This window comes from Nocardia sp. IBHARD005 (assembly GCF_052814245.1).
Map to the genome: position 1 here is coordinate 6,125,128 of NZ_CP199935.1, position 18,385 is coordinate 6,143,512.

Below are 18,385 nucleotides of genomic sequence, written 5' to 3' on the forward strand. Positions count from 1 at the left end.
CGAAGTCTCGGCTCTTCTTTGCTGGTAGAGAAAACATACGAAAATAGCGACTGGGTCCGCGTCCGTGCTGACGCCGGAAATCACTGCGTGCTACCACGCAGTGGTGGGGACCGCCGGCCTCAGGCTTGCACTTGCAGGACGTCGTTCAACGTCACCAGCGCCAAGTTGCGTTCCTTGATGATGTCGACCAATTGGCCGTAGCAATGGGTGACCGGGGGGAAGTTGGCGTGGCCGATGATGATCGACTGGGCGGCGAAGTATTTGTAAGCGCATTCGATCAGGTATTCCTCGGTGATGAGGCCTGAGTCGGACAGGGAGCCGTACCACATGGTGGGGACGGTGTAGCCGAGGTCGGCGGCCACCTTGTCGACGGTGGCGTTGTGATAGCCGAACGGCGGGCGATAGAACGGGGTGCCGTCGACGCCGAAGTTGTTGCGCAGGAAGGTTTTCGTGCGGCTGAGCTGGTCGGCTACTTCCGTGGTGCCAATCTTGGTCAGGGCGGCGTGGTCCCAGGTGTGGTTGCCGAGCTGAATCTGGCCGGAGTCCACCAGCGGGCGCAGTGCGTCGCGGTGGATGGTCCAGGATTCGTAGTAGCCGGTGACGAAGAAGGTGAAGCGGGCGCCGGTGTCCCTGGCCCATTTCACATAGGCGCCAACGACTTCGGGGCTGGCTCCGTCGTCGACGGTCAGTGCCATGGAAAGGCCATGACCCGGAAGCGCGGTGATGGGTTTCGGGGCAATGATCGACTTCGGGCCGCCCGGCGGCGGCGGGAGCAGGGGCTGCGCGGGGGTCGCAACGGGCGGCGGTGTGGGGATCTCACCGGCGGACCCGGCCTCGACGGTCTCGCCCTCGGCGGTCGCGCAGCCGGTCAGCGCCACGGCGGTACCCGCGGCCAACATCGCCAGCATTCGACGTCTGTCCACTTACGAACCCCTACTCGAGTCATTTGCGGCTGGCGCCGCAGTTCTCGGCGCTGAACTCCACCTCTTCCCTCCCTACGGGCACTCCTTCGTCGCACCCTTCGGTCAGTCCATCGGCGGAGGCGCGCCGAGAACCAGCGGCACGGTACCCACCGAATCCATCGAGCACCTGAACCAGCGGATACCTCTGTGCGAATTCCAGCGCCGACCCCATTGACGCAGTTAACGGCGACCATACCGAATCGCATGGTCTCTCAGCGAGGACGCAGCACGATCTCGGTCGGATGCCCGTCACGCGGTGTGTCGACGGCGGTTCGCACGGCACCGGCCACCGTTTCGGCGGTGAGGAACTCCTCCGGCCGGTACTCGCGACCCTCGCCGGCAACGATAGCGCGCTGCATATCGGTGTCGATGCGGCCGGGAAACAGCGAGGTCACCCGCAACGAGGGCTCCTCCTGACGCAACGCGTCCGCGAAGGCGCGCAGCCCGAATTTGCTCGCCGCGTAGGAACCCCAGCCGGGATGCGCGCGCAGCCCCGCACCCGAATTGATCAGCACCACATGCCCGTTCGCGGCGCGCAACGCGGGCAGCAACACCCGCGTCAGCTCGGCGACGGCGATCAGATTGACCTCGAGAGTTTCGCGCCACTGCTCGACCGAGGACTCGGCGACCGTACCGAGATCAGCGACACCCGCGTTGTGCACGAGGACATCGAGCCGCGAGATCCGCTCGGCGGCCGCCGCCACAGCGGGGTAGTCGGTGAGCGGCACGGGCCAGCCGGTCGCGTCGGGCAGCTCGGTGAGAATCGGCTTCAGCGCGTCGGCGGAGCGGGCGCCGAGCAGCAGGTCATGGGTGGGCGCGAGTTCGCGGGCGATCGCGGCGCCGAGTCCACGGCTCGCGCCGGTGATGAGAGCGGTCTGGGCGGGAGTACTGGTCACCGTCATGGTCCCACGCTAGCGGGCACAGAGATCTCGACACCCTGGCCGTTTCCCCGCGCGGATGACAGCACTGACTAGTACCGTCGGACTATGACCGATCCCCGGTACAACTACGGACCAGACACGCAGTACCACCAGCACCCGGGTCAGCCGCAGTACGCCCACGGCCAGGGTGACCCACAGTATCCCCACCAGGGCGAGCCGGAACCCAAGGTCAATGTGGGCAAGCTGTGGGCGGGCGGTATCGGCACAGCCGCCGTTGCCGCGTTGCTGGCGGTAGTCGCGATCATGCTGATCCGCGGGGTGCTCGGCATCTCGATCCTCTCGCCGGAAGGCGCGGGCGCGTACGGCACCGTCTCCACCACCTCCTACGCCATCGCCGCGGCGGGTGCCGCGCTGCTGGCGACGGCCCTGCTGATGGTGCTGCTGCTGGCCATGCCGAGCCCGCTCACCTTCTTCACCTGGATCTGCCTGCTCCTCACCGCCGTCGCGGTGATTCTGCCGTTCACGCTGGTCGCCGACCTGGACGCCAAGATCGCGACCGCGGCGATCAACCTGGTGGTCGGCCTGTGCATCACCACCATGCTGAGCTCGGTCGGGTCGGCCGCCCAGAACACGCCGCGTCAAACCGGGTACTGATCGTCACAGTGTCGCCGGGATGCCAGCGGGCCTGCTCAGCCGCAGAATAGATAGATGACCGACCCAGGTTTCACCTCGACGCAGCTCGCGGCCCGCGCCGCCTACCTCCTGCGCGGCAACGACCTGGGCACGATGACCAGCGCCGCACCCCGCCTCTACCCACACATGTGGAGCTGGGACGCGGCGTTCGTCGCGGTCGGGCTGGCGCCGTTGAGCGTGGAGCGGGCCGTGGTCGAGCTCGACACGCTGCTGTCGGCGCAGTGGAAGAACGGGATGATCCCGCACATCGTCTTCGCCAACGGTGTCGACGGGTATTTTCCCGGGCCCGCGCGCTGGGAGTGCCGCAAGCTGGCCACGAACGCACCCGATGGCCCCGACACCTCCGGCATCACCCAGCCGCCGGTACACGCTATCGCCGTGCAGCGCATCCTCGACCATTCCCGCAGGCACGGTCGCTCCACCCGCGCCGTCGCCGAGGAATTCCTGAACCGGCGCTGGCCCGATCTGGTGCGCTGGCACCGCTGGCTCGCGCATGCCCGCGACCCCAAGGAAACCGGGCGGGTCACGCTGTATCACGGCTGGGAATCCGGGATGGACAACTCACCGCGCTGGGACCGCGCCTACGCCAATGTTGTCCCGGGGACCGATCTTCCGCCGTATCGTCGCGCGGATACCTCGATCGTCTCCGACCCGACCCAGCGTCCCAGCGATCGCGAATACGACCGCTACCTGTGGCTGGTCGAGCAGATGCGGCGCGCGAACTACGACGATTTCCAGCTCACCTCGGTGATGAGTTTCGCGGTGGAGGACGTGTTCGTCTCGGCGATCTTCGCGCTGGCCTGTGAGGTGCTGGCCGACATCGGCGAGGAATACAAGCAACCGCACGCCGACGTCCGCGAACTACACGGCTGGGCCGAACGTTTCCGCACGGGCGTGGTCGCCACAACCGACGAACGGACCGGCGCGGCAAGGGATTACGACGTCCGCCTGCAACGCTGGATCAGCACCGAAACCCTGGCCATGTTCGCGCCGCTGATCTCGGGTGGCCTGTCCCGCCACGCCGAGCGGGCCCTGCTCAACACCTTCGTTGGCCCTCGCTTCTGCGGGCACCCCGACCTGCGCTACGCCCTGCCCCCGTCGACCTCCCCCGTTTCCAAGGACTTCCGCCCTCGCGAGTACTGGCGCGGCCCCGTCTGGCCGGTCATGAGCTGGCTGTTCTCCTGGGCTTTCGCCCGCCGGGGCTGGGCCGAGCGCTCCTACATGCTCCGGGCCGAAGGTTTGCGCCAGGCCAGCGACGGCAGCTTCGCCGAGTACTACGAGCCGTTCACCGGCGCTCCGCTCGGCAGCATGCAGCAATCCTGGACCGCCGCTTCGGTTCTCGATTGGCTCGGCTAGTCCTCGCCGATGCGGGACTGCCATTCGACGGTGATGCCGAGTTCGCGCGCGAGCGTCGACGCCAGTCCTTCCGGGTCGCCGCCGTTGATGGTGGCGCCACGCAGCGCGGTGACGCCGTAGATGCCGGTGAGGTCGCAGTCTTCGAAGCGCAGGTTCTGCTGGATGCGGGCGCCGGTGAAGCGGGCGCCGACGAGATTGCAACGTTCGAAGCGGACATTGCGGAACTCGGTGCTCTGGAAGTCGGCCTGACGTAGGTCGCAGTCACGGAAAACGACTGTGCGCATACGTGATTGGGCGAAGGAGGACAGGTCGGCGCGCGTGGAGTCGATCAGTACGTCGCGGAGAACGCCTGCGGTCCAGGACAATCCGGTGAGACGACCGTGCTCGATCAGGGTTTCGATCATCGAGGAGTCGTCGGCCGCGACGTTGGCCAGATCGCAGACACGCAGTGTGGATTCGGCGATGGTGCTCCTGCGCAGGGTGCTCGGAAATCGAACGCTGCCGAACAGGCAGGCCTCGACGCTCACGCCGGAGACGTGCCTCTCGGCGAAATCCGCGTCGCGATATTCGACGTCGGTCACGGTCAGTTCGTCGATCGGATCATCGGCGGGCGAGACCGCGGGTCGCAGGGCCCCCGGCTTCGGCACCGCCGGCTCGAACCGCACCTCACGCTTGCGCGCCATGCCTACCACTCCCTGTCAGCCGATGTCCGCACCAAGATACGGGCACGGGCCGACAGGCTTTCGGTAACTATTCACAGACACCCACCAACACCACTGGCCACACCAGTAACAAGCCACTACGGTCGACGACCATGGACACCAAGCGCTGGAGTTCGACGGTTCGTGGTTGTGTTGCGCTCGTCGCCCTGGTCTTCGCGCTGCCCGCGACCGCGCAGGCGGAGCCCAGCGGGCCGGATGTGTCGTCCTGGCAGCATGTGGACGGCCGGATGATCGACTGGCACGCGGTGCGCGCGGCCGGACATCAGTTCGCGATGGTGAAGGCCACCGAGGGCCTGCACTACGTCAATCCGTACTTCGTGCAGGACAGCATTCTGATGCGAACCGCCGGGGTGGCCCGCGGCACCTACCATTTCGCCCGCCCCGAACTGCCGCCCGAACCGCAGGCCGCGATGTACGCGGCGACGGTCCTCGGCCAGAACGGCCCCCTCGACCTCCCGCCGGTACTCGACCTGGAAACCTCCGGCGGCCTCGCCCCCGCCGACCTCATCGACTGGACCCACCGCTACCTCGACGCCCTGCAAATCCTCACCGGCCGCACCCCGATCATCTACACGTATCCGCACTTCTGGCAGACAGCGATGGCCGACACCAGCGTCTTCACCGGATACCCCCTCTGGATCGCCGACTACAGCGGCAACGACAAGCCCGAAGTCCCCGGCAACTGGCCCACCTGGACCTTCTGGCAAACCACCGACCGCGGCGCCGTCCCCGGCATCGGCGGCGCCACCGACGTCAACATCTACAGCGGAGCCCAGGGCGAGCTCGCCGACTTCGCCAACATGTCGGGCTTGTTCGGCACTGGATGGTGATTTCTCCCAACGGGGTCGGGCCGCAGACGACGAAACCGCTACTCGCCCAGCCGAGTAGCGGTTCCATCAGCGGATCGGTGGTCGGCTAGACGCCGATACGACCGCCGTTCTTCTTCCAGACGACCGCTACGGCGGGACGGGGCTGGGAGGTGCCGCCGTCGGGCCAGTGGGACTGCGGGTTGTCGGGGGTGGCGTCATCGGCTTCGCCCGGGTGCTGGACAGCGACGATGACGTGGGATTCGGTGACGATCGGGCCGCAGGTCTCGGCGCCCTTGGGGACGGTGAGGAACTGCTTGGTCTCACCGCGGTTGGGGCCGTCGAGGATCACCGAGAACAGGCCGTCGTTGGTCTTGAGGGCGTTGCCGTCGGTGGAGATCCACAGGTTGCCGTACGGGTCGAAGGCCAGGTTGTCCGGGCAGGAGATCGGGCTGACCTTGGTCTTGTCGAAGCCGGCGAAGTAGGTGTCGGCGGCGGCGGGGTCACCGCAGACCAGCAGCAGCGACCAGGTGAAGTCGGTGCCGGTGTGGTTGTCGGTGAGCTCGAGGACCTGGCCGTTCTTGTTCAGCTTGCGCGGGTTGGCCTCGTCGACGCCCGGCTTGTCGTCCTTGGCGCGGTTGTCGTTGTTGGTCAGTGCCACATAGACCTTGCCGGTGAACGGGTTGGCCTCGAAGTCCTCGGGGCGGTCCATCTTGGTGGCGCCGACCTTGTCACCGGCCAGGCGGGTGAACACCGCGACCTCGGCGGCGGTCATGCCGTCGACCAGGGACTTGCCCTTGCCGTCGTCGCCGGTCTCGAGCAGCGGGATCCACTGGCCCTTGCCGGTGAAGCCGCCGGTGGGGACCTTGCCGGAGCCGTCGATCTCGGCGGCGTGGTCGCCGGTGAGCTTGGCGACGTAGAGGGTGCCCGCGTCGAGGATGGTCAGGTTGTGCCGCATCGCGGAAGCGCCGGTGCCCGACTGGATCTTGCGCGAGGACACGAACTTGTACATGTAGTCGAACTTCTCGTCGTCACCGGTGTAGGAGACGACGTCGCCGGAGTCGGTGACATAGATCGACGCACCCTCGTGCTTGAGGCGGCCCATCGCCGAGTGCTTGATCGGCGTGGAGGAGGCATCCCACGGATTGACCTCGACGACGTAACCGAAACGGTTGGCCTCGTTGGGTTCGGAGTTCAGATCGAAGCGCTTGTCGGTGCGCTCCCACTGGTTCGGCGTGCCGCCCTTGGGGAAGCCGTAGCGCTTCACGCGACCCTTCGGGTCGGAGGCCTTGTCGCCGTTGGCGAAGTAGCCGTTGAAGTTCTCTTCACCGGAAAGCACAGTGCCCCAAGGGGTCACGCCGCCCGCGCAGTTGGCGAAGGTGCCGAGCACCTTCTTGCCCGAGGGGTCGGCACCGGTGACGGTGAACGCGCTGCCCGCCGCGGGACCGGTGAGCAGGAACTCGGTATCGGCGGTGATGCGGCGGTTGTTCTTGCCGAACACCGGGGTGAGCTTGCCGGAGCCGGCTTCGCCCTTCAGCTCGACCACGGCCATGCCATGGGCGGCCTTGGTGATCGCGATCTGCTCGTCGGTCGGGGCTTCTTTGTTGTACCCGCGGAACATCATCGGGCCGGTGGTGTACTCGTGGTTGACCACGAGCAGGTAGCTGTTGGCCTGGCCCTCGATCGGCATCAGCGCGGCGAAGTCGTTGTTGTAGCCGAACTGCTTCAGCTGCGCCGCGGCGGTCTGCTTGTCGAAGTCGAACGCGGGGGCGTCGGCGAAGATCGGGTCACCCCAGCGGATGACGACCTGCTGGTCGTAGCCCTCCGGAATGGTGAGCGCGTCTTCCTTGTTCGGCGCCACGGCGGTGAAAGCCGTTCCGGTGCCGGGGGTTCCGGCCGGAGTCGGGGCCGGGGTCTTGCCGGCCTCGGAGTCGTCGCCACAGGCGGCCAGGGCGCTCGCGGCACCGACGGCCAGCACCGCGGCCGCGCCGCCCTTGATCAGGCCACGGCGGTTGAGGCCGCTGACGATGTCACCGAAGTAGGCGCCCTCGGAGGTGTTCGGGGGCTCGTGGAAGCAGGCGTTGCCGCACTTGTATTCACAGGTCAGGGCGGCGCGTGCCGACTGACCGTCGTGCTTGACGAACAGGGCGAGCGGTTTCGGACTCACGGTGACTCCTGAGTAGAACGGACTTCGGGCACCGTAAGCAGCCCAAGCGAGCCATCGGGAACGCATAGATGAACGGACGACCAAAACTCGGCGCGTGCTGTGACCGATCACGGATGGATCAGCGATAGCACGCGCCGAGTGCGTATGAGGTTGTCATCAGGCGTTGACCGGAAGGGAGATCACCACCTCCCGCTCGAGCGCCTCGCCACGGCGCTCGAGCTGCATCTGCGGGTGGAATTCGAACCGGGGCGGGCCGCCGGTTAGTCAGTGGTCGTCGTAGTGGTCCGCGTGGGCGGCGTGGCGGTGACCGTCGTGGATGTAGTCGACGTGGTCGCCGTGCGGAACGGCGACGTGCCCGCAGCCGGGACCGTGCTGGTGGGTGTGGGCGGTGTGCTCGATGTGTGCTGAGGTCTCGCACTCGTCGAAGTGGCCCTCGTGTTCGCGGTGCAGGTGGCCGTCGTGGACGTAGTCGACGTGGTCCTCGTGCGGAACGGCGACGTGGCCGCAGGTGGGGCCGTGGACGTGGGTGTGCTGCGGATGTTCGGCGTGCGTGGTGGTCATCGGCTCTCTCTTTCCGGTTTCCCGGAACTCGGTCCGGTACTGATCGAATGGAGCTGAAGCACTTCCAACATTAGCAGTTGCGCATGCGTTGCTGCGAAGCCCTTACCTGGTCAGAGGACCTGATCGAGGAAGCGGCGCAGGCGTGGGGTCTTGGCGTCGTCGAACAGGGCGTCGGGGGTACCGGTCTCCACGACGACGCCCTGATCCATGAACACGACACTGTCGGAGACCTCGCGCGCGAAGCCCATCTCGTGGGTCACCACGATCATCGACATGCCACCAGAGGCGAGGTCGGCCATCAGCGCGAGCACGCCCTTGACCAGCTCCGGGTCCAGCGCGGAGGTGGCCTCGTCGAAGAACATCAGCTCCGGTTTCATGGCCAGCGCGCGGGCGATGGCCACGCGCTGCTGCTGGCCGCCCGACAGCGAAGCGGGCCTGGCGTCGGCCTTGTCGGCCAGGCCGACGATCTCGAGCTGTTCGATCGCCAGCGCGCGGGCTTGTTCAGCGGACAGGCCGCGCAGTTTGCGTGGGCCGAGGACGATGTTGTCGGCGACGGTCTTGTGTGGGAACAGGTTGAACTGCTGGAAGACCATGCCGATGCGCTGGCGCAGCTTGTCGGGGTTGTCTTTCAGTACTGATGTGCCGTCGAGGAGCACGTCACCGGAATCGGGCTCGTGCAGGCGGTTGAGCACGCGCAGCAGGGTCGATTTGCCCGAGCCGGACGGGCCGATGACGGTGGTGGCGTGACCTGCCTCGACGTGGATGTCGACACCGCGCAGGATGTGGTTGTTGCCGAGCGTGAGGTTGAGCCCGGTGCCGGTCAACGATGCACTCATGCCTCCACCCCGCCGGCGCTCGGTTCCGCCATGACTGCATATATCCGCCGCTCGCTATGGTCGCTCATGCGCCTCGCCCTTCTGTGATGACTGCCTGCTCGATCGGGTCGGCGGGGGTGGGTTTGCCGGGCCAGCGCAACCAGCGGGTGCGGGAAATGCCCATCACCGCGAGCAGCATGCCGATCACGGTGCCTAGGACACCCGAAACCACCGCCAGGATCAGGGTATTCGGCAGGCCGGTTTTGATCAGATCGGGAAAAGCCTTGCGGTACAACGACCAGTCGAAGAAGGTGTCCTTCAGCTGTTGCACAGTCGACTTCTGCGCGACCTGTTCGGTGTCGGCCGGCTGATTCTCGGCCGCGAGCGCCTTGAAGTCCGGAAGCTGGGGTGTGGGTGCGGCTTTCGAACCGGGCTTCCAGCCCGGCGGGAGTTCGCGTGGCACCCAGTCGGCGTAGAGGCGGGCGTAGGTGCCGTCGGCGATCACCGCGTCCAGGCCGGAATTGAGCGCGTCGATCAGGGGCTGGTTGTTCTCAGCCACCGCGTAGCCGACGAAGTTGTCGAGGCTGAAGGTGTTCTGCGAGACCACGATTCCGTCACCGGGCTTGATCGCGCCCTCGGCTTGCGCCGATGGTGCGACCCAGGCGTCGACCTGGCCGGACTTCAGATTCGCGTAGGCGGTGTTGTAGTCGGGGAATTTCACCGGATCCAGCTTCAGCTGGTTCACCACGAATTCGTCCTGCACGGTGCCCTGCACCACCGCGATGCGCGAGCTCTGGTTCAGGTCGCCGAAGCCCTTCACCGCGCTGCCCTGCGGGACGACCAGGGAGAAGTAGCCGAAGTCGTAGCCGTTGGTGAAGCCGACGAGTTCGCGGCGGGCATCGGTGGTGGTGATGTTGGACGAGCCGACATCGAAGCGCTTGCCCGACACCTGGGCGAGCAGCCCGGCGAACTCGGTGCCGGAGAACTCCACGCGCAGACCGAGTTTCGCGCCGATCGCGGTGAGGAGTTCATTGTCGAAGCCGGTGAAGGCGCCCTGACCGTTGACGCAGATGCTCGGCGGCGCGTCGGACAGGGTGCCGACACTCAGGGTGCCCGGGTTGAGCAGACCGAGTTTCGCGGTGTCGATCGAGTCGACCGGTGCCGTGGTCGCGGTGGTGTAGCGGTCGGCGCCCGCCGTCTCGCCCGCGGCCAGGTTGGTCGGCGCGGCGGCGGCAGCTGAGGGCCCGGGTGGGGAACAGAGATCGCGCGCCGAGCTGCTGCCGGAACCACCGCAACCGGTCGCCGCGACACCGACGAGGAGCAAGAGGGCAGCGATCCGCGCCCGAGTTCGTAGCCCTGCCATGCCGATAGACCCTAGTCGCAACCTTGCACATCGAAGGTTGCACATCACGGTGCCAGGGGGTGTTCAGGGCTTACGCGAGGCCCTCGAGCAGCGCGGGGTTCACGTCATCTCGCCATTCGATGGCGCGGTGCACCTGGGTGAGGTCGTAGTCGGGACCGGAGACGCCGACGGTGAACAGGGTGGCACCGGCGTCGTGCAGCGCCTTCGCGCCGTCGCGCCCCCGCCACGGCACCGAGCGTTCGATTCTCGACTCATCGGCGCCGGCTTCCGCCGCATGCTCGGCCAGGACCTTGTTCTTGTGCGCCAGGGTCGCCGCGTCGGAGAAGGAATGCCAGATGTCGGCGTACTCGGCGACCACCCGCAGCGTTGTGCGCTCACCGCCGCCGCCGATGAGGATCGGGATCTGCCTGACCGGTGGCGGATTCAGCTTCGCGAGCCGTGCCGTGATGCGAGACATGTTGTCGTTCAACAGTTTCAGCCTGCTGCCCGGCTTGCCGAACTCGTAGCCGTATTCGTCGTAGTCACGCTCGAACCAGCCCGCGCCGATGCTGAGAATCAGCCTGCCGCCGCTGATGTTGTCGACCGTGCGCGCCATATCGGCGAGCAGGTCGGGATTGCGATAGCCACCACCGGTGACCAGTGCGCCGAGCTCGACCCGCTCCGTCTGCTCGGCCCACGCGCCGAGCATCGTCCAGCATTCGAAATGCGCGCCCGCCGGGTCGCCGGTGAGCGGGAAGAAATGATCCCAGTTGAAGACGATGTCGACCCCGGCGTCCTCGGCCCGCAACACCGCGTCGCGGATGAGGCCGTAATCGGGCGCGTGCTGCGGCTGAAGCTGGACTCCGATACGGACCGGACGACTCATATCGCTGGCTCCTCGATGGCTCGGGTTGGCCTTCGCGACCGAGGCTACCCGGCGCCGTTATCGGCCGCTACGATCCCCACCGACCCACTACTCGGATCGTCCGGCACGTTCCTGCCGGGATGGGATGTTGATCTACGCATGGCTACCGTGACTTTCGACCGCGCTACCCGGCTCTATGCCGGTGCCACCAAACCCGCGGTCGACGCACTCGACCTGGAGATCGCCGACGGCGAATTCCTGGTACTCGTCGGCCCCTCTGGGTGTGGCAAATCGACCTCGCTGCGCATGCTGGCCGGCCTCGAGGAGGTCAACGGCGGGTGCATCCGGATCGGCGAGAAGGATGTGACCAACGCCGAGCCCAAGGATCGCGATATCGCGATGGTGTTCCAGAACTACGCGCTCTACCCGCACATGTCGGTCGCGGAGAACATGGGTTTCGCGCTGAAACTGGCCAAGGTGTCCAAGGCCGAGCGCGACGAGCGGGTGCTGGAGGCGGCCAAGCTCCTCGACCTCGAGCAGTACCTGGATCGCAAGCCGAAGGCGCTCTCGGGCGGGCAGCGTCAGCGGGTGGCGATGGGGCGCGCGATCGTGCGGCAGCCGCGGGTGTTCCTGATGGACGAGCCGCTGTCGAACCTCGACGCCAAGCTGCGCGTGCAGACCCGCACCCAGATCGCGCAGTTGCAGCGCAGGCTCGGAACCACCACGGTCTACGTCACCCACGACCAGGTCGAGGCGATGACCATGGGCGACCGGGTCGCGGTCCTCAAGGACGGCCTGCTCCAGCAGTGCGCGTCACCGCGCGAGCTGTACCGCGATCCGGCGAACATGTTCGTCGCCGGATTCATGGGTTCGCCCGCGATGAACCTGTTCACGCTGCCCGTCGACGACAGCACTGTCACCATCGGTGGATACCCGGTGCGGGTGCCGCGTGCGGTGGCCGACGCGGGTGCGGGGTCGGTGGTGCTCGGCATCCGGCCCGAACATCTCGAAGTGGGCGACGGCGGCCTCGAGATGGAGGTCGACGTGGTGGAGGAATTGGGCTCCGACGCCTACGTCTACGGCCGCGCCGTGTCCGCGGGCCAGACCGGGGAAACGATCGTGGCGCGCGTGGATTGGCGCAACCCGCCGCGCAAGGGCGATCGCCTCTGCCTGACCACCGACCCCGAACACGTGTACTTCTTCAGCGTCGACGGACGGCGTCTGCGCTGATTCGACTGCGCGGGCGGCTCGTGGATCGAGTCGCCCGCGCCCGATTCCGCTGTGCGCGTGCCCACTCGGCTCGATGCCTGTCCGGCCCTATGCTGATGGCTCGGCCGGAGATTACCGGGGCAGGCTTGTCGACATGAGGTAGTGACATGCACATAGCAGTACTCGGCACGGGCCAGGTCGGTCGACGGCTGGCGAGCAAGCTGGTCGAGGTCGGGCACACGGTCTCGATGGGGTCGCGGACCGCCGGCAATGCCGACGCGGCAGCCTGGGCGGCCGAAACCGGGGGAACACACGGCACTTTCGCCGATGCGGCCGGCGCTGCCGAGCTGATCGTGAATGCCACATCGGGCACGGTATCGGTGGCCGCGCTCACCGCGGCCGGGGCGGACAATCTCGCCGGCAAGATCATCGTCGATGTCTCCAACCCACTCGACTTCTCGCAGGGCTTTCCGCCCACACTCGTTGTCCCCGAAGCGGGCAGCGTCGCCGAGGAAATCCAGCAGGCCTTTCCGGCCACCCGCGTGGTGAAGACGCTCAACACCACCAACAACCAGGTGATGGTCGACCCGGCCCGAATTCCCGGACAGCACGCCATCTTCCTCAGCGGCGACGACGCCGACGCCAAGAAGCAGGTGGCGCAGCTGCTGAACTCCTTCGGCTGGTCCGACGAACAGCTGATCGACCTCGGCGCCCTCAACACCGCCCGCAGCACCGAACCAATCGTCCTGCTATGGGTCAGCCTGTACCAGGCCCTCGGCACCGAGAACGTGACCATCGGCGTGTTCAGCGCCTGAACCGTCCTGGACAGGCGATCACCAGGCTTCTGTGGAGACATCGGCCGAGAGGGGAAATCCGTGAGGGCCTGGTGATCAGTTGTCCGGCTTCTTCTTTCGGTGCTCGGCGCGGTCACGGAGGTAGTCCTCGTTGACTCGGACCGCTAGGCGCTCGAGGGGGATCTCGGTGCCGTCGGGGGTGCGGAGGTCGACGCGGACCGGCGCGCCTGTTTCGGCGTCCACTCTGAGCAGGGGCGGGGGGCCCGGCTGGAGGTAGGTGTCGCCCCATTGCCACAGGGCCACGACGGCGGGGAGTAGGTCTCGGCCCATCTGTGTGAGGGCGTATTCGTGGCGGGTGCGTTTGCCTTCTTCCTGGTAGGGGCGCTTTTTCAGGAGACCCGCGGTAGTGAGTTTGCGGAGTTGGGCCGCGGCGGCGGCGTCGGTGATGCCTACCCGGCTGGCGAAGCCGTCGAAGCGGCGGGTGCCGTAGTAGGCCTCGCGCAAGATGAGCATCGCGGAGCGGGTGCCGATGAGATTCATGGCTCTGGCGATGGAGCAGCCCGCCGTGTCCCATCTGCTGAGATCGGCCAGAGGTCCTTCCATCACGGCTGCCATGAGAGACATCATAGCCAATCTGACTTGAGTCGATGATAGTTAGGGTCTAGGATCGCGCTGGGCACCCGCTCGGCGCGTCCGGGGCGCGGTTGAGGATCACGCTGGTACACGCGATGCGGCAGCGTGGGGTGCGCTATGGGCCGCAAACCATGTGCGAAGCGGGCGGTCTCGCCAACGAAACGGCGGCGCTCACCGCGAGCGCCGCCGTTCACCTCGGCTGTCAGCACGCGCCGTGCTCGCACCGCCGGGAATGTGCATCGACCAGCGGTACACCCGACCGCGGAATCACGCACGCGCAGACGAGTTCTACGATCGGTCGGGTGAGCGCCGAGCTGTTTGTTTATGCGATTCCGTTGCGGACACGGTTTCGGGGGATCACTGTGCGCGAGGGGATGTTGATTCGAGGGGAGTTGGGCTGGGGGGAGTTCTGCGCGTTTCCCGAGTATGACGATCGAGAAGCAGCCGGGTGGTTGGCTACTGCTGTCGAACAGGTGACAGTGGGCTGGCCGGCGCCGGTGCGAGATCGAATTCCGGTGAATTGCACTGTGCCCGCGGTCGATCCCGCGCTCGCGAGAAAGATTGTTCGGAAATCCGGTTGTGCGACAGCCAAAGTGAAGGTAGCTGACCACCCTGATTCGCTTGCCGAGGATCTGGCTCGAGTGGCGGCGGTGCGCGCGGCGATCGGGGACTCGGGAGCCATTCGGGTCGACGCGAACGCGGTGTGGGATGTGGAGACCGCCGTTCGAAATATCGGCGAGCTCGACAGGGCCGCTGGGGGTTTGGAATACGTCGAGCAGCCGTGTTCGACGATCGAGGAATTGGCTGAGGTTCGACGGCAGGTTTCGGTGCCCATCGCTGCCGACGAATCGATACGGCGGGCGGAGGATCCGATGCGGGTAGCGGTGGCCGGGGCAGCTGATGTGGCGGTGCTGAAGTGCACGCCTTTGGGCGGGGTTCGGCGGTCGTTGGCGGTTGCCGGGGCGGCTGGGCTGCCGACCGTTGTCTCGTCGGCGCTCGAGACCAGCGTCGGGCTGTCCGCGCAACTGGCGTTGGCCGGCGCGCTGCCCGATCTCGAATTCGCCTGCGGCCTGGGCACTCTCGCACTATTCGAGGGCGATCTAGTCGCGGAGTCGCTGCTGCCGGTAAACGGATGGTTGCCCGTCCCCACCGCACCACCCGAGCCCGACTCCACCTTGCTCGACAAGTACCGACACCCCGACCCCGACCGGGTCGACTGGTGGCTACGCCGATACGAGCGAGTCAGCACCCTACTCGAAACAGGTAAACCCCTGTAAGTCCCTACCCAAAGGGGCCCGCCCCGATCTGGACTGACCGGAGGGTGCGACGAAGGAGTACCCGGAGGGAGGGAAGATCGGGGCCTCAGGGGCCCCGCTCGAGCGCGCCAGCGCTCCAAAAACACAGCCACCATACGATCCGGGGCGGGTCCCGCCGGTATGTCACTACAGACACGCCACCGAGTCTGCAACTAGCCGAACCGAACACCGCAGCCAGCAAAGCTCGCACGAATCAACAACGCCGCCTCCGCCCCGATCACCCCATCGACCAATTCGACATAGCGGGTGCAGAATTCGGGACCGTGGGGCGCTTCTTCCAGATCGGGCGACAGATGATGGGCGATTTCATGCAGAACCACCAGTTCACGCAGAGCCCAAGCAGTGGAGCCGGTGTGCAGCGGAACCGCCAGAACAGCGGTCGCAGGCTCGTAGTGCGCCGCAGCCGCACCCCCACGTGCACGCACACGAACCGCCACCGCAGCCCGTTCCCATTGCGCGCGCACCCAATTCAACGCGAGCACCTTGTCGACATAGATCTGCACCGACTCCACAGCGGCGAAACGGCGTTCCATCGGCAATGTCAGCTGCGATCCGTAGACATCGATTGTCCGATGCCCGAACTTGTCGGCACGGTCGAACACCCCACGTACCAACTGCTCACCGTCGTAAACCTTGGCTCGCTGACTGTCACGCCGGGTACCGGCCGAATCACCTTGCGGCACAGCTTGCCCGATCGGACATCGCCCCATCCGACCGCTTCGCCGCACTCGGCCGGTGGTCGATCCAGGTCGTCAACCCGTCGACCGTCGACCCCGCAGCGCGCGCGGGCGGCCAGTCTCCGCGATATGGCACACGGCATCGCTGGACGGCGTCGTGTGTCCACGCGCGCCCCCAAGACCTCGCGATCGTCATCGATGCCCCAACGACCTCATCGGCCCGTGAGCTTTCCGCGAGCGGCGGGTAGCTCCGGGGACGCACCCAATCGGGCGGTGCGGCCTGCCCGGTCGCCGGCCCGGCGGGCCGCGGCGGAGTGGCCGGTGGAAGTCTGCGGGCCTCGCCATGTTCCGCGGGCTTCGGAGGTGGACGTGTAGAAGTCCGTGAGGGCTACTTCTTTGTCACGCAGCGCCAGCGCCGTTCCGGTGGATTCGACGGCCGATTCCTCGGCGACGACCTCTGCTTTCACTTCGGCCAGGCGGGCGCCGATCCGGGCGGCGAAGGCCATCTGGAAGTTCAGCCGTGCGGTGACTCCTGCCACCGGCGCCTGCACCTTGCGGCGGACAGTGCGGCCGAGGCGCTTCTCCGTGACGACCTTGACGACCGTGGCCTCGCGGTAGGCGCCGGATTTGATGTAGTGGTCGGAGGCTCGGACCATCTGGATGAGCAGGCTCGCGTAGAGCGCTTCGCAGGTATCGATGTCGGCGGCGAAGCCGTAGGCATAGACCTGGGCGGAGGTGCGGGCGACATCGCAGCGAACGTCGTTGGCGGTAGCGATCGCGACGAACAGCTGGACGTAGGTGCGCAGGCCCTTGCGGCCCGGTTCACCGATCGGGATGATCCGCTGCACCGGCGCCGACCTACGCTCACGTGCGGTGACATGCGAGCGCGCCACGGCGAGATCGATCGAGGATTTCGTCGCCAGCCGTTGGGCCGCGGCGAGGAAGGCTTCGGCCTCGTGGGCGTTGTCGGTGGACTCGGCCTTGCGCAGCAAACCACCGATGCGGGTGAGCATCCGATCGGGCGTAGCGGAGCCAGTGGAAGGACTTGTCACAGTGATCGACCCTAAGCCACCCCACCGACACCAAACCGTGGAAGTCTTTGCCCGTTCTCGGCCGCCTCGATCTGGACTGACCGAAGGGCGCGACGAAGGAGTGCCCGTAGGGAGGGAAGATCGAGGCCCACAGGGCCGAGAACACGCGGGCCCCGGCCCGCCACAAATACTGTATGTTGCCTGTTGCACCGCACGGTGTGCTGCTGCTCACGTCTTGACCCTGGAGTGTCTGCGATGGCCTTGAAGTTTGTCCCCAGAGCGACGATGGCTGCTGCCTCGATCGCGTTGCTCACCGCAACGTTCGCCAGTGGTTGCTCCAGTGACGACGGTGGCAACGCGCTCGACCAGAACCTGACGGGCCGCGGCCCGATCACCTACGTCGAAGGTAAGGACACCACCGAAACCGGTGTGGTCAAACAGCTCATCGACCGCTGGAACGCCGCGCACCCGAACGAGCAGGTGACGTTCAAGGAGCAGTCGGCCGACGGCACCCAGCAGCACGACGACCTCGCCGAGCACTTCCGTGCCAGGCAGGACGGCTACGACGTAGTCGCCCTCGATGTGCCCAACACCGCCGAGTTCGCCGCGAAGGGCTGGATCCAGCCGCTCGAGGGCAGCTTCGCCATCGATACCGCGCCGCTGCTGGCGCCGACCGTGGCCAGCGCCACCTACAACGGAAAGCTGTACGCGGCACCGCGCAACACCAACGGTGGCCTGCTGTACTACCGCAAGGACCTGGTGCCCAACCCGCCCAAGACCTGGACCGAGATGCTCGGTCAGTGCCAGGTGGCGCGCGACAACAACATCGGCTGCTACGCCGGTCAGCTGTTCCCCTACGAGGGTTTGACCGTGAACACCGCCGAGGTGATCAACGCCTTCGGCGGCAGTTTCGTCGGCGCCGACGGCAAGACCCCCACGGTGAACAGCCCGGAGTCCAAGGCCGGCCTGAAGGTCCTCGTCGACGCGTACAAGAACGGCGACATCCCCAAGGAAGCCATCACCTTCAAGGAAGGCGAGAGCGCGGCCGCATTCGAGTCGGGCAAGTTGCTGTTCCTGCGCAACTGGCCCTACCTGTACGGTCAGGCCAACGGTGACGGGTCCTCGGTGAAGGACAAGTTCGGCGTGGCCCCGCTGCCGGGCAACACCGGCATCGGCGCCTCCGCCCTCGGTGGCTACAACGCCGCGATCAGCGCGTTCTCCAAGAATAAAGCCACCGCCTCGGACTTCGTTCGCTACCTGATCAGCGAAGAGGCGCAGCAGATCATCGCCGCGGGCTCGCTGCCGTCGGTGCGTTCCTCGCTGTACGACGACCCGGCCCTGATCGCGAAGATGCCGTACCTGCCCGCGCTGAAGGAGTCCATCGCCAGCGCTGTCCCGCGCCCGGTCACCCCGTTCTACCCCAAGGTGTCGAAGGCTATCCAGGACAACGCCTATGCTGCTCTCACCGGCTCGAAGTCAGTCGACGATGCGATCGCCGACATGCAAAAGGGCATCGAGACCGCCGGTTCGTAGCGGTCTGCGCAGCGGACCCGAC

At 66.6% G+C, this 18,385-nt stretch carries 17 protein-coding genes and 2 pseudogenes; 8 read left to right on the forward strand and 11 right to left on the reverse strand.

Annotation, left to right across the window (positions count from 1 at the left end; genetic code table 11):
• Nucleotides 1-119: 119 nt before the first annotated feature.
• On the reverse strand, nt 120-908 hold the full coding sequence (locus tag ACTWPB_RS28730; protein WP_446226521.1) for a polysaccharide deacetylase family protein: 789 nt from the start codon (nt 906-908) through the stop codon (nt 120-122).
• A 266-nt stretch (nt 909-1,174) separates the two neighbouring features.
• On the reverse strand, nt 1,175-1,864 hold the full coding sequence (locus ACTWPB_RS28735) for an SDR family oxidoreductase (protein ID WP_446223583.1): 690 nt from the start codon (nt 1,862-1,864) through the stop codon (nt 1,175-1,177).
• An 84-nt stretch (nt 1,865-1,948) separates the two neighbouring features.
• On the opposite strand from ACTWPB_RS28735, the gene ACTWPB_RS28740 reads away from it, so the two are divergent.
• On the forward strand, nt 1,949-2,497 hold the full coding sequence (locus ACTWPB_RS28740) for a DUF6069 family protein (RefSeq protein WP_446223584.1): 549 nt from the start codon (nt 1,949-1,951) through the stop codon (nt 2,495-2,497).
• A gap of 54 nt (nt 2,498-2,551) precedes the next feature.
• On the forward strand, nt 2,552-3,892 hold the full coding sequence (gene ggh / locus ACTWPB_RS28745) for a glucosylglycerate hydrolase (RefSeq protein WP_446223585.1): 1,341 nt from the start codon (nt 2,552-2,554) through the stop codon (nt 3,890-3,892).
• Here ggh and ACTWPB_RS28750 read toward each other — a convergent pair.
• Nucleotides 3,889-4,575, reverse strand: coding sequence for a pentapeptide repeat-containing protein (locus ACTWPB_RS28750; protein ID WP_446223586.1), 687 nt, complete (start codon nt 4,573-4,575; stop codon nt 3,889-3,891). The two genes, ggh and ACTWPB_RS28750, sit on opposite strands and share 4 nt — an antisense overlap.
• 131 nt (nt 4,576-4,706) lie before the next feature.
• On the opposite strand from ACTWPB_RS28750, the gene ACTWPB_RS28755 reads away from it, so the two are divergent.
• On the forward strand, nt 4,707-5,444 hold the full coding sequence (locus ACTWPB_RS28755) for a glycoside hydrolase family 25 protein (RefSeq protein WP_446223587.1): 738 nt from the start codon (nt 4,707-4,709) through the stop codon (nt 5,442-5,444).
• An 85-nt stretch (nt 5,445-5,529) separates the two neighbouring features.
• Here the strand turns inward: ACTWPB_RS28755 and ACTWPB_RS28760 are convergent, their stop codons facing one another.
• From ACTWPB_RS28760 to ACTWPB_RS28780, 5 genes and pseudogenes are all read right to left on the reverse strand, one after another.
• A complete protein-coding gene (locus ACTWPB_RS28760) occupies nt 5,530-7,587 on the reverse strand; it encodes a PhoX family protein (protein WP_446223588.1) in 2,058 nt (685 codons plus the stop codon).
• A gap of 264 nt (nt 7,588-7,851) precedes the next feature.
• Nucleotides 7,852-8,148: a hypothetical protein gene (locus tag ACTWPB_RS28765; RefSeq protein WP_446223589.1), complete on the reverse strand. Its 297-nt coding sequence runs from the start codon at nt 8,146-8,148 to the stop codon at nt 7,852-7,854.
• A 110-nt stretch (nt 8,149-8,258) separates the two neighbouring features.
• The gene (locus ACTWPB_RS28770) at nt 8,259-8,984 is read right to left on the reverse strand and encodes an amino acid ABC transporter ATP-binding protein (protein WP_446223590.1); all 726 of its coding nucleotides are present in this window, start codon (nt 8,982-8,984) and stop codon (nt 8,259-8,261) included.
• Between the two features lie 121 nt (nt 8,985-9,105).
• Nucleotides 9,106-10,326, reverse strand: a pseudogene (locus ACTWPB_RS28775) (transporter substrate-binding domain-containing protein); the annotation flags it as partial.
• Between the two features lie 70 nt (nt 10,327-10,396).
• The gene (locus tag ACTWPB_RS28780; RefSeq protein ID WP_446223591.1) at nt 10,397-11,191 is read right to left on the reverse strand and encodes an LLM class F420-dependent oxidoreductase; all 795 of its coding nucleotides are present in this window, start codon (nt 11,189-11,191) and stop codon (nt 10,397-10,399) included.
• A gap of 138 nt (nt 11,192-11,329) precedes the next feature.
• Between ACTWPB_RS28780 and ACTWPB_RS28785 the strand changes: the two genes are divergently transcribed.
• Both ACTWPB_RS28785 and ACTWPB_RS28790 read left to right on the forward strand, forming a co-directional pair.
• Nucleotides 11,330-12,400: an ABC transporter ATP-binding protein gene (locus ACTWPB_RS28785; protein WP_446223592.1), complete on the forward strand. Its 1,071-nt coding sequence runs from the start codon at nt 11,330-11,332 to the stop codon at nt 12,398-12,400.
• A 146-nt stretch (nt 12,401-12,546) separates the two neighbouring features.
• Nucleotides 12,547-13,194 carry an NADPH-dependent F420 reductase gene (locus ACTWPB_RS28790; RefSeq protein WP_446223593.1) on the forward strand — a complete coding sequence of 216 codons (648 nt, stop codon included), beginning with the start codon at nt 12,547-12,549 and terminating at the stop codon, nt 13,192-13,194.
• A 75-nt stretch (nt 13,195-13,269) separates the two neighbouring features.
• Here the strand turns inward: ACTWPB_RS28790 and ACTWPB_RS28795 are convergent, their stop codons facing one another.
• Nucleotides 13,270-13,800 carry a winged helix-turn-helix transcriptional regulator gene (locus ACTWPB_RS28795; protein ID WP_446223594.1) on the reverse strand — a complete coding sequence of 177 codons (531 nt, stop codon included), beginning with the start codon at nt 13,798-13,800 and terminating at the stop codon, nt 13,270-13,272.
• Nucleotides 13,801-13,859: 59 nt separating this feature from the next.
• On the opposite strand from ACTWPB_RS28795, the pseudogene ACTWPB_RS28800 reads away from it, so the two are divergent.
• Both ACTWPB_RS28800 and ACTWPB_RS28805 read left to right on the forward strand, forming a co-directional pair.
• Nucleotides 13,860-13,952, forward strand: a pseudogene (locus ACTWPB_RS28800) (hypothetical protein); the annotation flags it as partial.
• Complete coding sequence (locus tag ACTWPB_RS28805) at nt 13,938-15,083, forward strand: o-succinylbenzoate synthase (protein WP_446226522.1); 1,146 nt, start codon at nt 13,938-13,940, stop codon at nt 15,081-15,083. The pseudogene ACTWPB_RS28800 and the gene ACTWPB_RS28805, both read left to right, overlap by 15 nt.
• A gap of 191 nt (nt 15,084-15,274) precedes the next feature.
• Here ACTWPB_RS28805 and ACTWPB_RS28810 read toward each other — a convergent pair whose 3' ends face one another.
• Nucleotides 15,275-15,832: a TIGR04338 family metallohydrolase gene (locus ACTWPB_RS28810; protein ID WP_446223595.1), complete on the reverse strand. Its 558-nt coding sequence runs from the start codon at nt 15,830-15,832 to the stop codon at nt 15,275-15,277.
• Between the two features lie 179 nt (nt 15,833-16,011).
• Nucleotides 16,012-16,812 carry a DUF2786 domain-containing protein gene (locus tag ACTWPB_RS28815; RefSeq protein WP_446226523.1) on the reverse strand — a complete coding sequence of 267 codons (801 nt, stop codon included), beginning with the start codon at nt 16,810-16,812 and terminating at the stop codon, nt 16,012-16,014.
• A gap of 273 nt (nt 16,813-17,085) precedes the next feature.
• On the opposite strand from ACTWPB_RS28815, the gene ACTWPB_RS28820 reads away from it, so the two are divergent.
• Entirely contained in the window at nt 17,086-18,363 is a 1,278-nt protein-coding gene (locus tag ACTWPB_RS28820) for an ABC transporter substrate-binding protein (protein WP_446223596.1), read from the forward strand.
• Nucleotides 18,364-18,385: the final 22 nt, after the last annotated feature.

Excerpts from the sequence above, each read along its gene's own strand:
- ACTWPB_RS28730 (WP_446226521.1), bottom strand. The coding sequence starts at position 908 with ATGCTGGCGATGTTGGCCGCGGGTACCGCCGTGGCGCTGACCGGCTGC.
- ACTWPB_RS28735 (WP_446223583.1), bottom strand. The coding sequence starts at position 1,864 with ATGACGGTGACCAGTACTCCCGCCCAGACCGCTCTCATCACCGGCGCG.
- ACTWPB_RS28740 (WP_446223584.1), top strand. The coding sequence starts at position 1,949 with ATGACCGATCCCCGGTACAACTACGGACCAGACACGCAGTACCACCAG.
- ggh (WP_446223585.1), top strand. The coding sequence starts at position 2,552 with ATGACCGACCCAGGTTTCACCTCGACGCAGCTCGCGGCCCGCGCCGCC.
- ACTWPB_RS28750 (WP_446223586.1), bottom strand. The coding sequence starts at position 4,575 with ATGGCGCGCAAGCGTGAGGTGCGGTTCGAGCCGGCGGTGCCGAAGCCG.
- ACTWPB_RS28755 (WP_446223587.1), top strand. The coding sequence starts at position 4,707 with ATGGACACCAAGCGCTGGAGTTCGACGGTTCGTGGTTGTGTTGCGCTC.
- ACTWPB_RS28765 (WP_446223589.1), bottom strand. The coding sequence starts at position 8,148 with ATGACCACCACGCACGCCGAACATCCGCAGCACACCCACGTCCACGGC.
- ACTWPB_RS28770 (WP_446223590.1), bottom strand. The coding sequence starts at position 8,984 with ATGAGTGCATCGTTGACCGGCACCGGGCTCAACCTCACGCTCGGCAAC.
- ACTWPB_RS28780 (WP_446223591.1), bottom strand. The coding sequence starts at position 11,191 with ATGAGTCGTCCGGTCCGTATCGGAGTCCAGCTTCAGCCGCAGCACGCG.
- ACTWPB_RS28785 (WP_446223592.1), top strand. The coding sequence starts at position 11,330 with ATGGCTACCGTGACTTTCGACCGCGCTACCCGGCTCTATGCCGGTGCC.
- ACTWPB_RS28790 (WP_446223593.1), top strand. The coding sequence starts at position 12,547 with ATGCACATAGCAGTACTCGGCACGGGCCAGGTCGGTCGACGGCTGGCG.
- ACTWPB_RS28795 (WP_446223594.1), bottom strand. The coding sequence starts at position 13,800 with ATGATGTCTCTCATGGCAGCCGTGATGGAAGGACCTCTGGCCGATCTC.
- ACTWPB_RS28805 (WP_446226522.1), top strand. The coding sequence starts at position 13,938 with ATGTGCGAAGCGGGCGGTCTCGCCAACGAAACGGCGGCGCTCACCGCG.
- ACTWPB_RS28810 (WP_446223595.1), bottom strand. The coding sequence starts at position 15,832 with ATGGGGCGATGTCCGATCGGGCAAGCTGTGCCGCAAGGTGATTCGGCC.
- ACTWPB_RS28815 (WP_446226523.1), bottom strand. The coding sequence starts at position 16,812 with ATGCTCACCCGCATCGGTGGTTTGCTGCGCAAGGCCGAGTCCACCGAC.
- ACTWPB_RS28820 (WP_446223596.1), top strand. The coding sequence starts at position 17,086 with ATGGCCTTGAAGTTTGTCCCCAGAGCGACGATGGCTGCTGCCTCGATC.